This window comes from Rhodococcus sp. G-MC3, from assembly GCF_030063335.1.
Taxonomy (GTDB): Bacteria; Actinomycetota; Actinomycetes; order Mycobacteriales; family Mycobacteriaceae; genus Rhodococcoides.
This window is the reverse complement of sequence record NZ_JASISW010000003.1, coordinates 245,887-258,276: the sequence shown is the minus strand read 5'-3', so window position 1 is coordinate 258,276 and position 12,390 is coordinate 245,887. Positions and strand designations below refer to the sequence as shown.

Here is a 12,390-nt window from a genome sequence, read left to right as displayed (position 1 = left end):
CAGAATGGGCAATGTGCCCGATTCAACTACGCGAGTAAGCGGAGTCGACGTGAAAGCTCGTAAAACCGAGACGCGAGTATGTATGCGTGGCGGCCGTGTTGTCGGCTTCGACGTACAGGAGGGCACTTCCCAACGCACGCCCGCGTAGATAGTGCAGTCCTGCCAGCGTGAGGACGCGACCCAACCCCCGGCCCTGCGCTTCGGGATCGATGCCGACGATATACACCTCGCCGATTTCATCTTCGCCGGCTTCCGCGGCGTGCACCTTGGTCCAATGGAATCCGAGAAGAGTGTCTGTTCCTTCTTCGAAAGCGAGAAAGACCCCAGCGGGGTCGAACCATTCTTCGGCGCGCCGCTCGGCGATGTCCTTCTCGGTCCACCCGCCCTGCTCGGGATGCCACGCGAACGCAGCATTGTTGACGCGGAGCAACTCGTCGTCGTCCTGATGCCCACGATAAGTTCGGAGCGTTATCCCCTGCGGCACAACCACATCGGGAAGCTCCGGGCCGGCCAGTGAACGCCGCATCTGAAGAAGTTCCCGTGCGATCGACAGCTCGAGTGCCGCCGCGAGCGCCCGAGCAGCGTCCAAGTTTCCGTGGGCCCAGATTCGAGCGCCTTCACCTCCGTCGGTGAGCGCACGTTCCACGAGCGTGCGGCCGATTCCTCGGCGTCGAAACTCCGGATCCACGACGGCTTCCGACATCGGCGGATTCCCCGGCGTTCGCGGCGTCGTACCGGCATATCCGACGATCCGGCCCCCGTCGACCGCAACGAGATGACGGACATCGCTGTCGGAGGACACAGCCTTGACGGCCTGCTCCGAGAGCGGTGCGGTGCCGTCGTGTTCGGTGGCGTGTGTGACGATCGCCCGAATCTCTTCGGAAATCTCTGTTGTGATTGCCGCGGAGTCGATGCGGGCGACGTCGAACTGGGAGGTCATCTCTTGTCAGGCCGTACTTCCGTTTGGTGCGCCGCCCATCGAACTGAACTCGACGTCGTCGGCCTCGTTACCGTTTTCGCCGTCCTGAACGAGCGCTCCACCCTTCGTGTTACGGCTCGGCCGTACGGCTTTGTAGCCGACGTTACGGACCGTTCCGATGAGCGACTCGTACTCGGTGCCAAGTTTGGCGCGCAAGCGTCGGACGTGGACGTCCACCGTCCTGGTGCCGCCGAAGAAGTCGTAACCCCACACTTCCTGGAGCAACTGGGCACGAGTGAACACTCGGCCGGCATGCTGGGCCAGGTACTTGAGGAGTTCGAACTCCTTGTAGGTGAGGTCGAGCGGTCGGCCGCGCAACCTGGCGGTGTAGGTCCCCTCGTCGATGACGAGTTCGCCGAGCGTGATCTTTCCCGACGCTTCGGGACTCGCGACGCCGCCCGCACGCCCAACGAGCAGGCGAAGCCGCGCGTCGAGTTCGGCCGGACCGGTGCCCGGCAGAAGAATGTCGTCGAGGCCCCATTCCGAGTTGACGGCGACGAGGCCGCCTTCGGTCAGTACAGCCACCACCGGAATTGCAGACCCGGTACTGCCGAGAAGCCTGCACAATCCGCGGGCCGCGGCAAGGTCGGTCCTGGCATCCACCAGCGCAACGTCCGCCGAGCCTGCTTCGAGAAGCGAGGACACTTCGGTGGGAGCAGGCCGTACATGGTGCGCAAGTAGCGCAAGGGACGGCAGAACAGCCTCCGGATTGGGATCGGAGGTCAGAAGCAGGAGCTCCACACAGCCTCCATTCTTACCGCTGTCCGTCGACGTGGCGTCGAGTCGTAGGTCGAGAAGCTGCGACTCCCCCGTGGAAGCCGACTGCTTGTTCAGTAAGTAAGACTAGCGTGCTCCGGCGGCGCACCGCCCGCCGCCGTGCCCGATTAGTCGGTCACAATGGTCGTCATGCGCAAACTGATCATCGGACTCGTGAGCCTGCTGGCTCTGGCCCTCGTCGTCGACTTCGGGGCAGCGGCGTACTCCGAGTACCGGGTATCACGTGCCATTCGAGAGGGTGGGGACTTGTCGTCCGACCCGCAGGTAACTTTTCACGGTTTCCCCTTCCTTACCCAGGCCGCCGACGGCAAGTACCAGAACATCGAGATCAAGGCGTCGGACGTGCCGACCGACTACGTCGGATCCACGACGATCGAGGCAAATGTTCGTGGCGTGTCCGTGCCCCTGTCCGACCTGATCGACGGGACGGTGAACACGGTGCCGGTCGACAGACTCGAAGGACGAGTACGCATCGAGGCAACGGACCTCGGCCAGTTCCTGGGCATCGTCGACCTGCAGGTTTCTGCGCCACCAGCCGACAAGTCCGACGGCACCGGCGGTTCCGGCGGCTCGGGGATGACCACCAACGGTGGAGTCGTGCTGACCGGCACGGTTCCGGTGGGCCCGATCCAGACGAAGGTCAGCGTCCAGGCGGATCTGGTGCTCGATGGTGACAGCGTGAACATCGTGGCGAGCGACTTCTATTTCGGGCCGGAAGGCGACGCCGATTTCTCCATTCCGGACTTCGCAAAACCTGCGGTACTCGGACTGTTCACCAAGACCGTCGACAGCCAAACTCTGCCGTTCGGGATACTGCCGACCGAGGTCCGCGCGGAAGGTTCGCAAATCGTGATCGAGGGTAGCGTCGAGCACGTGACGATCGACCTGGATCAAATCGAGCAGCCGTGATCGGGATCACAATCTTGGTGGCGGTTTTGGTCGCCGGAACCGCGTTCGGGCTGGTTTATCGGTCCCGCGCCGGGAGGGTGCGGACCACAACGACGGACGCGTCGCCCGAGACTCGCACGCTCTTGATCGCCGCGGGCGCATCGCCGGGTTCGACAACGGTCCTGCACTTTTCAGCGGACTGGTGCGGACCCTGCGCCGCCGTCCGACGCGTCGTCGGGCAGGTCGTGGACGACGTCGAGGGAGCCGTCGAGTTGGAACTGGACATCGACACCAACCCCGAACTCGCCCGCGCACTGGGAGTGCTGTCGCTTCCGACCACGTTCGTCCTGGACGAACGCCTGGTGGAGAGGGCTCGGATCTCCGGCGTACCCAAAGCAGGCGACCTACGATCGACGCTCGCCGGCCTCTAGTTCTGCTGGTCGCGGTTCTCCGGTAGGATGCTTTCTTGTGTTGACCCGCCACGAGCTGCTACTCACCAGTCGCCGCACAGTAGACCTGTGCCGACTGGGCGGTTGTTGCTGTCGCCGCTGCTGCTGAGCCCTCGTACGCACGTCCCTCGAACTCAGAGTCCCTCGAACGCACAGTCCCGAACGCACAGTCCCGAACGCCAATGCACCGTCGTCGTGCAGCTTGGCCGTGGTTCGAGAAATGCAGGGTTTGAGAAATGCAGAGTTCGAGAAATGCAGGGTTCGAGAATCGCAAGGCCGAAGCCCATCCGGTGAACCACCGTTCACCTTCTGGCGCAGTTCACTTCCTTCGCGCAGTTGCCTGTTCACTCATCGAACGCAGGAGCTACACACAATGTCTGCTGATATCTCGCCGTCTGCCGATGTCTCGACCTCGGCCGAGCAGGTCGACGTACGCGGGCCACGCTTCGCGGCGTGGATCACCACGGTCGTTCTCGTTGTCGTCCTCGCACTGTCCACCTTCCAGACCACCGTCGCTGCCGTCCTGCTCGCCCTGCAGGCTGTCGTCTTCGCCGCAGGCGCAGTCCGCGGACCTCGACGAAGCCCGTACGGCACGTTGTTCGCCGCTGTCGTGGCACCGAGGCTTGCACCGACCACCGATCGCGAACCCGTCGCTCCGTTGAAGTTCGCTCAGCTCGTCGGCTTCGTTTTCGCCGCCGTCGGGGTGCTCGGCTTCGCGGTGGGAGCACCGATCATCGGTGCCGTTGCCACCGGCTTCGCACTGTTCGCAGCCTTCCTCAACGCGGCGTTCGCATTCTGCCTCGGCTGCCAGATCTACCCACTCGTGGCGCGACTGCGGACACAATCCGCTCGCGTCTGACCGCTCGATCCCACAACACCCGACCCGTTCCCGAACCTAGAAAAGAAACACCGAAAGGATCCCCATGGCTCGCTCCGACGTCCTGGTCTCTGCCGACTGGGCCGAGCAGAACCTGAACGCTCCGAAGACCGTCTTCGTCGAGGTCGACGAGGATGCAAGCGCCTACGACGGCGGTCACATCGAAGGCGCAGTGAAGCTCGACTGGCGCAAGGACCTCCAGGACGCGGTCCGCCGCGATTTCCTCAACCAGGATCAGTTCTCGGACCTGCTGTCATCCAAGGGCATCGCCAACGACGACACCATCGTTCTCTACGGCGGCAACAACAACTGGTTCGCGGCGTACGCGTACTGGTACTTCAAGCTGTACGGCCACCAGGACGTCAAGCTGATCGACGGTGGCCGCAAGAAGTGGGAACTCGACGGCCGCCCGCTGTCGAAGGACGTGGTCACCCGTGAGACGACGCAGTACCGCGCCGAGGTACCCGACCTGTCGATCCGTGCATTCCGCGACGAGGTCATCGACGCCATCGGCAACAAGAACCTCATCGACGTGCGTTCCCCCGACGAATTCTCCGGCAAGATCCTCGCCCCCGCGCACCTGCCGCAGGAACAGGCGCAGCAGCGCGGACACGTCCCCAGCGCTATCAACATCCCGTGGAGCACCACCGCCAACGAGGACGGCACGTTCAAGGATGACGACGCTCTCGAGGCTCTGTACAAGGACAAAGGCTACGACGACGACAAGGCCACCATCGCCTACTGCCGCATCGGCGAGCGTTCGAGCCACACCTGGTTTGTTCTGAAGGAATTGCTCGGCAAGTCGGACGTGAAAAACTACGACGGCAGCTGGGTCGAGTACGGCTCCCTCGTCGGAGCACCCATCGAGTTGGAGGTTCACTGATATGTGTGGAGCACCCGTACAGGGCCAGACCATCCCCGCAGGAGTCGACGTCGAGAAGGAAACGGTCATCACCGGCCGCGTCCTCGCCGCCGACGGTGAGCCCGTCGGCGGCGCATTCGTGCGCCTGCTCGACGGCTCCGGAGAGTTCACGGCCGAGGTCGTAGCGTCCGGCACCGGAGACTTCCGCTTCTTCGCCGCACCGGGCACGTGGACTCTGCGTGCACTGTCTGCTTCGGGCAACGGCCAGTCGGAGATCACCCCCGAGGGCGCAGGCGTCCATTCGGCGAACGTGACCGTCGGAGTCTGATTTTCTCGTAGGCACCGATCTACTTGTAGTAACGAGAACCCCCGCACCAACACGGTGCGGGGGTTCTTCAGTCGATGTCTAACCCTGTGTGGTCTCCGGCGCACCGGTCGCGGGCTCGGGCACCGTCGAGAGCTGTGGAGTGAACACCCCAGGCGGCACGATGCCGAGCGACTCGAGGAAGGCTCCCACATCGCTGTCGCGGGTGACGGTGCCCGGTGTGGGCAAGACCTTGGGATCAGGCTCTCGCACAGCCTCCGGCAGCGGCACAGCATCAGGCAACGGCACGGCCTCCGGCAGCGGCACGGCCTCCGGCAGCGGCACAGCATCAGGCGCCGGAGCGATCGGTGCAACGTCGGTGTTCTTCTTCTCGCGTTCGGTCTTTGCCAGGTCGGTCACCCACGCAACAATCTTTTCGCTTTCCCAGTCGCGTCCGTCGTTCGGATTGTTGTTCCAGTACAGGAGATGCTGAAGGAATCCGATGAAGATGTACGGAGCAACCACGACATCGACGATGCCCCTGTTGTTTTCGACGAGCCCCTCGCCCTCGGCGCGCAGCTTCGCCTGCACCGTCTCGGCACCCGGGCCCATCGCCCAGTTCAGATCTGCGAGAAGCTGATCCGGAGTCAGTTTGTCCCATGCCTTCTGCTCGTCGACCCGATAGGTCTGGTCCGAGACCTTCAGCAGAACCTCGAGAAGAGTCTCATCCGACTCGGCCCAGTTCTTGTTCACTGCGATGTCGATGATGGCCCGAGTCGCGATGGATGAGACCGTGCGCGCGAAATCCGCAATAGTTCGAACCGGGTCGACAAGCGTGATGCGCATCTGACCGAGCACGCCCAGCGCCAGTTGCAGAGCGACGATGTTGTCCGGCGCGTCGCACGCGAGGTCGTAGGGACGGCACGACCACGTCACCTTCTCGTTCAGTGAGCCATAATCTCGTGGCGCCTGACCCTGGAAACCTCCGCCGCTCGGGCCAGGTTGATCAAAGTTGGGAACACCGGCAGGTCGGTACGGGGCTCCAATCATGACGACGCCCGCGATGTCCTCACCGGTGACCAACGCGTCCGACGCACGATGACCGATGTCCTGGGTCACGCGTTCGATCACCTCGCCGCCGACGCTGTAACCGAGCAACACGAACTTGGTGTTGTCGCCGCATTTCGTTTTGTACTCGTCGAGTAGACGATTCGTGGAGTCGACGCCTGCGATGGTCGATTTCTGGTACGGATCCACCTCGCCCAGTACGTCGAGACCATAGGTCGACGGGTAAGGGACATAGACCCACCCGACCGACCCAGGGTTGGCGCTGTTCGCCTGCCCTGTCGGCAGCGTGACATTGCCAACCCAGTTGGAAATCGGCGAACGCGATTCCTCGTTGAGGGGGTCACGATCGGCGTCGGAGTCGGTCGCTCCCGACACAGACACCATCAGCACGTCCGGGCAACCCTGCGCGTAGTTGTTCGGGTCGATGTTCGGACCGTCCGAAGAACCGGATTCACTGCCGGTCGATCCTGTCTCCGAGGAGCCCGAATCGGGAGCCGCGGACGCCGCCGCAGGCACGATCAGCAGCAACGTAGCCACAATCGTCACGAACATGGACATGGTCGAGCCAGCACGTGATCGGCGCCGCATTTATGGATCCCTCCCCAGAGCTGAATACCTTCGGACACGCCAGAATCGCCCGGTATTTCCCACCCCAGCCCGACGCCGCCATGGAAACGTACCCCCTCCAGGACGATCTGTAGACAGCCGATGTGACATGAACCACCCGAAGGGGAAATCGTTGGGAAAAGCCACTATTGGGTAGGGCTGACACGAGGCTGCGGTTCGAACCTGAGGCCGCATTCGGAACCGCCGAGGGGCTGGGTCTAAACTCATCGCCGTGGTCATCTTCTTCGAGGTACTGCTCGCGCTTGCCGCAGTCGCCATCATCGCGTTCTCGCTCTATGTCGTCTACCGCTTGGTCACCGAAGAATCGTGAGCGATCGCGCCGCCGACGAACCGGACGACACTCGGTCTGCCAATGAGGCTATTGCCGAGGCAGCCGAGAAGTTCGCGTCCACGTCGACGCGCAACATCCCCGGTCTTCCGGATCTACCGCATCCGGAGGACACCGCCAATCTGCGGCTCGGTCCGGACCTGAACCCAGCCCTGCTCGCATTACTTCCGTTGGTCGGAGTGTGGCGAGGCGAGGGCGAGGGCCGCGATCCAGAGTCCGGCATCGAATACCCCTTCGGACAGCAGATCATCGTCTCGCACGACGGTGGTGCATATCTGAGCTGGGAGTCCCGATCCTGGCGTCTCGATTCGGACGGTAACTTCGCGCATCCAGATCTCCGCGAAGTCGGGTTCTGGCGTGTCAGCGGTGGTGAAGGTGTCAAGGGCGCCAAGGACGAGGAAACTCTCGAACTGTTGCTGACGCACAGCACCGGCATCGTCGAGCTGTACTACGGTCACGCACTGAATCAATCATCGTGGGAACTGGCCACCGACGTGGTCATTCGCACCACCTCGGGCGCCCTTGTCGGCGGCGCCAAGCGGCTCTACGGCATCGTCGAAGGCGCCGACCTCGCGTACGTCGAAGAGCGAATCGGCGCCGACGGCGAATTGGCACCGCGGCTCTCGGCGCGGCTCTCGCGCTACATCGGCTGACGCGGACCTTTTCGCGCCCCCCGACGGTCATTTCCAGCCCTGCCCAGCCCAGCCCAACCGACTCCCCCAGTACAGCGAGCGACCCCCGAGCTGTACCTGCGTACAGGTGCCGGTCGGACAGACCGAAAGCTCGGGGGTCGGGTAACTGCCGGGGATTCGCTCGCCGCTCGCGGGGGGTTGAATCCATCAGCGGTAGCGGCTAGCTGGCAGCCACCTCACGCGTCCTAGGGTTCATCAACTTCAGACCACCTCCTCTCTCGTGTAAGGCCCAAGTTACGCTCCGATTTATCGCCCCGCAAAGGGTTTTTCTCAGAGAGAACATCCGAGGTCTACCACCTGGTCAGCGCGGGTTCCTATGGGCAATTGATGGGTAACGACCACGACAGTTTTGGCTCGATCGACCACGCCGCCGTCGCGGTCGAGCAGCCGTCGCAACAGCTCGCCGCCACCCGCGTCGTCGAGGTGTTCCGTCGGCTCGTCCAGCAACAAAACCGGCGCATCGGACACCAGCGCTCTGGCGAGCAGAAGACGTCGCCGCTGGCCGCCAGAGACTGCGCGGGCACCGCCGATCAAGTTCGTGTCGATACCGCCGGACAGTTCCGAGATCCACTCCCCCAGCCCGACGGCCTCCAGCGCGGCGAAGGCCTCGTCGGCATCCACTTCGCCGCGGGCCACGCGCAGGTTCTCGAGAATCGACGTGTCGAACAGGTGCGCGTCCTCGGCGAAGAATCGTGCGCCGTCCAGATGCTTCTCCGACGGAATCAAGCCTGCCAGCTGCATGAGAAGGGTCGTTTTGCCCGCACCGCTGGGTCCGACGACAGCGATTCGGCTTCCAGCCTCTAGTTGACCCACTCCGGCGACCGGACCGAGTGCCCGGGAGCGCAGCTTCTCGCGGAACTGGCTCTCGTCCAACAAACCCACGATGCGCGATGCAGACACACGTGCCTTCGTCAGCGCGACCGCCGCACCGGGCAGAGGCGCCGTTGCCTCGAACGCTGCCAACGGCACGAGCACGAGAATGGCCAAGGCCATCGGCGTCATGCTGCCTGCAGCGCCTCCGGAAGGACCGAACAGCACTGTCCCGACGAGAAGCGACCCGAGCACCGACGCACCGATCGACAGCGGCAGTGCCGCATCGGCGAACGCACCGGGAATTGCCGCGCGGTCCCTGGCCCGCACCGACAGACGGTTCGACACCGACGCTTCGGCGAGCGTCTCGTCGAGCCTGCCCGCCACCCGAAGCTCGGCTCCATGGTCGAGTGCCCGTACAGCTGCCTCGGTGAAATCGGCGCGAGCGCTCGCGCCCTCGGATTCGGCGATCGACGCCGACCGTGCCGCCAGAACCGGTGCGAGAACTCCCGCCACCACGAGTGCCAGAGCGAGGATCAACGCTGCAGTGGGCGAGATGAACGCGAGCAGTCCGACCGCTGCCACCATCATCACGGCCGATACGCAGATCGGGACGATCGCCCGAATCACTACGTCACCGAGTACGTCGACGTCGGCTCCCGCGCGTGCCAACACATCGCCGCGGCGAAGCGTCACAGTCGCACCGGCATCGCCGTCGGCGAGCTTCTCGTACAACCGTGTTCGCGCCGAGACCATCCCCCGCAACGCCGTGTCGTGGGTGGCAAGCCGTTCGAGATAACGGAAAACCCCACGTGATATGCCGAGTGCACGAACGCCGACGACGGCGACGGTCAGATCGAGCACAGGCGGCATCTGCCACGCCCGCGTGATCAGCCACGCGGACACTGCAGCCAGGGTCAGCGCACTGCCCAGAGTTGCGACTCCTGCGGCTACCGCCATCAGGATGCGCGATGGGGCCAGTTCGAACAGGCCGAGCGCACGACGCAGGTCAGTGAACATGATGCGCGCTTACCTCCACCAGGGTGTCGGCGGCAGCGAGGACCGCGGGCCGGTGCCCGACCACGACGACTGTCCGTCCCCGAGCCGCCAGCGCCCGTATCGCGTCGAGAACACGAGCCTCGCTACGCTCGTCGAGGTGCGCTGTGGGTTCGTCGAGCAGCACGACCGGTGCCGCAGACGTCAGTGCACGGGTCAGCGCGAGCCGCTGAAGCTGCCCGAGCGACAACCCGACTCCACCGGATCCGACGAAGGTATCCCACCCGAGTGGGAGTTCGCGCAGCACCTCGTCGAAACCCGTTGCTGCACAAATCTCGTCGAGATCGTGGTCCGACGGCCGTTTGCCGGTCAGCGTGAGATTGTCGGCCAACGTCCCCGGCAGGAGTACGGGACGCTGGGGAAGCCACGCCACCTGACGCCACCACGACGACTGCTCGATATCCCCAAGTCCGACACCTGCGACGGTGACGGTTCCTTCGATGGGGATGGTCAACCCCAAGAGAACTTGCAGCGCAGTCGATTTGCCTGCGCCGTTGACGCCGGCCAGCACGGTGACGGCACCCGACTCGAACACCGCCGACAACCGGTGAGGAGCCATCCCGCCTCTGGCATCGGCGGATACCGCGGACATCACGATGCGCGCACCTGCCGCATCGACGGACTGCACGCCCGGCCGTTCCTCCACTCGCCGATCCAGCACCCCGAAGGCTGTGTCCGCAGCGGCGACTCCATCCTCCGCGGCGTGGAACTGGGCACCCACCCGGCGAAGAGGAACGTACACCTCGGGCGCGAGTACGAGAGCAATGATGCCCGCCTCCAGAGCCATGTCGCCGAACACCAACCGCAGTCCGATGCTCACCGCGACGAGCGCTACGCACAGCGTCGCAAGAAGTTCGAGAACCATCGACGACAGGAACGCAATTTTCAAAGCGCGCATCGTCGCCCCCCGATGCGCCTCACCGAGTGCTCGCACCCTCGCTGCCGGCCCGCGCTCACGCCCGAGCGCGCGAAGCGTCGGGAGTCCGGCCAGGAGATCGAGCAGTTGGGCGGACAGCCTCGTCATCGACTCGAGCGTCCTCGTAGCCCTGCCCTTGGTGAGCAGGCCGATCAGGATCATGAAGATCGGGATGAGGGGCAACGTGAACAAGATGATCAGCGCCGAAGTGAGGTCCTGAGTGAAGATCACCACGAGGGTCAGCGGCGTCAGTGTTCCGGCGAGCACGAGCGAGGGCACGTACCCGGTGAGATACGGCGCAAGGCCACCGAGCGCCAGTGTCACGACGGTCTGGAGGGAGTCACGTTCGGCATCGAGGTACCGGGGGTCCATTCTCGATGCTGCACTCAGGACGTCGTTTTCTATTTCTTCGACGATCTCCGATGCCGCACGATGGCCGTACCGCGACTGCAGCCAGGTGGCGAAAGTTCGAATCACTATCGCGCCCGACAGAATCCACAGCTGTGGCGCCCAGTCCGCGATGGTCCGAGCGTCGGTGCTGATGACACCCGCCAGCACCGTTCCGATCATCACCGCACTGACGATGATTCCCGCAGTGTCGACGAGGGACGCTACGACGGTCAGAACCAGATATTTTCGCGTGGACCGCGAATAGCGCCACAGCCGTGGATCGACAGGGCCACGTGAGGGCCGCTCGGTGGTGGTCATCAAGGGCGACCGAGCGACAATCCGATCGACTCCGGGATGTGCGCGGTGGAGATCCGTTTGCGGAACACCCAGTACGTCCACGCCTGATAACAGACAACGACAGGTGCAGAGAATGCTGCGGCCCAGGTCATGACCTTCAGCGTGTATGGGCTCGACGACGCGTTGTCCACGGTGAGGCTGAACGCCGCGTCCGTGGTCGAGGGCATGACGTAGGGGAACAGTGAACCGAACAGCAGCACGACGACGGCGATGACAGCGATGGTGGTGAAGACGAATGCCCACCCCTCACGCACTCGGGCGGTGAGCAGGACAACCGCAATCAAGGACACCGCCGCGAGTCCGACCATGATCCACGTCCAGCTCTTCCCGTACGCCAGTTGAGTCCACAGTGCGAATCCGCCGCCGACGACAACAGCTGGAATCGACAACCGCGCCGCTATTCTCACGGCATCCTCGTGCACGTCACCGGATGTCTTGAGTGCGATGAACACCGCCCCGTGCAACGCGAACACCAACGCCGTCGTTGCACCACCGAGCAGCGCGTAGGGCCCGAGTAGGTCGAAGAATCCGGCGGTGACCTTCTTGTTCTCGTCGATCGCCACACCGCTGACGATGTTTGCGAACGCGACCCCCCACAACACGGCGGGGATCCACGAGCCGATCCCGATGCCGAGATCACAGCGCCGTCGCCACACGGGATCGTTGATCTTGCCGCGGTATTCGATGGCGCAGATGCGCACGATCAATGCGACGAGGATGAGCAGCAACGGCAGATAGAAGCCGGAGAACAGGGTCGCGTACCACTCGGGGAAGGCCGCGAACAGGGCTCCGCCTGCGGTGATCAGCCATACCTCGTTGCCGTCCCACACCGGGCCGATCGTGTTGAGGACGGCCCGTCGGCGCTTCTCCCCCACCGCCGCGTCCGTATGCCTGCCGAATACGGGCATGAGCATGCCGACACCGAAGTCGAATCCTTCGAGCACGAAGTAGCCGACGAACAGAACCGCGATGGCTACGAACCAGAATTCCTGTAGTCCCATGGTCTCTTC

12 protein-coding genes are annotated in these 12,390 nt (G+C 63.9%); 6 read left to right on the top strand and 6 right to left on the bottom strand.

The window, feature by feature from the left end:
* Positions 1 to 22: 22 nt before the first annotated feature.
* On the bottom strand, positions 23 to 940 hold the full coding sequence (mshD, locus tag QMK17_RS04645; protein ID WP_283507264.1) for a mycothiol synthase: 918 nt from the start codon (positions 938 to 940) through the stop codon (positions 23 to 25).
* 6 nt (positions 941 to 946) lie between these two features.
* Positions 947 to 1,720, bottom strand: a complete 774-nt coding sequence (locus tag QMK17_RS04640; RefSeq protein WP_283507263.1) for a winged helix-turn-helix transcriptional regulator — start codon at positions 1,718 to 1,720, stop codon at positions 947 to 949.
* Between the two features lie 165 nt (positions 1,721 to 1,885).
* Here QMK17_RS04640 and QMK17_RS04635 point away from each other — a divergent pair, with 165 nt between their 5' ends.
* From QMK17_RS04635 to QMK17_RS04615, 5 genes are all read left to right on the top strand, one after another.
* Complete coding sequence (locus QMK17_RS04635; protein WP_283507262.1) at positions 1,886 to 2,665, top strand: LmeA family phospholipid-binding protein; 780 nt, start codon at positions 1,886 to 1,888, stop codon at positions 2,663 to 2,665.
* Positions 2,662 to 3,075, top strand: a complete 414-nt coding sequence (locus tag QMK17_RS04630; protein ID WP_283507261.1) for a thioredoxin family protein — start codon at positions 2,662 to 2,664, stop codon at positions 3,073 to 3,075. The genes QMK17_RS04635 and QMK17_RS04630 overlap by 4 nt, the downstream gene beginning before the upstream one ends.
* 391 nt (positions 3,076 to 3,466) lie before the next feature.
* Positions 3,467 to 3,952, top strand: coding sequence for a DUF4395 domain-containing protein (locus QMK17_RS04625; RefSeq protein ID WP_283507260.1), 486 nt, complete (start codon positions 3,467 to 3,469; stop codon positions 3,950 to 3,952).
* A 64-nt stretch (positions 3,953 to 4,016) separates the two neighbouring features.
* Positions 4,017 to 4,853, top strand: coding sequence for a sulfurtransferase (locus QMK17_RS04620; protein WP_283507259.1), 837 nt, complete (start codon positions 4,017 to 4,019; stop codon positions 4,851 to 4,853).
* A gap of 1 nt (position 4,854) precedes the next feature.
* Positions 4,855 to 5,160, top strand: coding sequence for a DUF1416 domain-containing protein (locus QMK17_RS04615; protein ID WP_283507258.1), 306 nt, complete (start codon positions 4,855 to 4,857; stop codon positions 5,158 to 5,160).
* Positions 5,161 to 5,238: 78 nt separating this feature from the next.
* Here QMK17_RS04615 and QMK17_RS04610 read toward each other — a convergent pair whose 3' ends face one another.
* Positions 5,239 to 6,756 (bottom strand): cutinase family protein, encoded by a 1,518-nt coding sequence (locus tag QMK17_RS04610; protein ID WP_283507327.1) that lies wholly within the window; start codon positions 6,754 to 6,756, stop codon positions 5,239 to 5,241.
* Positions 6,757 to 7,137: 381 nt separating this feature from the next.
* On the opposite strand from QMK17_RS04610, the gene QMK17_RS04605 reads away from it, so the two are divergent.
* The gene (locus QMK17_RS04605; RefSeq protein ID WP_283507257.1) at positions 7,138 to 7,812 is read left to right on the top strand and encodes an FABP family protein; all 675 of its coding nucleotides are present in this window, start codon (positions 7,138 to 7,140) and stop codon (positions 7,810 to 7,812) included.
* A 309-nt stretch (positions 7,813 to 8,121) separates the two neighbouring features.
* Here QMK17_RS04605 and QMK17_RS04600 read toward each other — a convergent pair whose 3' ends face one another.
* From QMK17_RS04600 to cydB, 3 genes are read right to left on the bottom strand one after another with little or no spacing between them, the layout of a single operon-like run.
* Entirely contained in the window at positions 8,122 to 9,681 is a 1,560-nt protein-coding gene (locus QMK17_RS04600) for an ATP-binding cassette domain-containing protein (RefSeq protein WP_283507256.1), read from the bottom strand.
* Complete coding sequence (gene cydD, locus QMK17_RS04595) at positions 9,671 to 11,341, bottom strand: thiol reductant ABC exporter subunit CydD (RefSeq protein ID WP_283507255.1); 1,671 nt, start codon at positions 11,339 to 11,341, stop codon at positions 9,671 to 9,673. Before cydD ends, QMK17_RS04600 begins: the two co-directional genes overlap by 11 nt.
* Positions 11,341 to 12,381 carry a cytochrome d ubiquinol oxidase subunit II gene (gene cydB, locus QMK17_RS04590; protein WP_283507254.1) on the bottom strand — a complete coding sequence of 347 codons (1,041 nt, stop codon included), beginning with the start codon at positions 12,379 to 12,381 and terminating at the stop codon, positions 11,341 to 11,343. Before cydB ends, cydD begins: the two co-directional genes overlap by 1 nt.
* Positions 12,382 to 12,390: the final 9 nt, after the last annotated feature.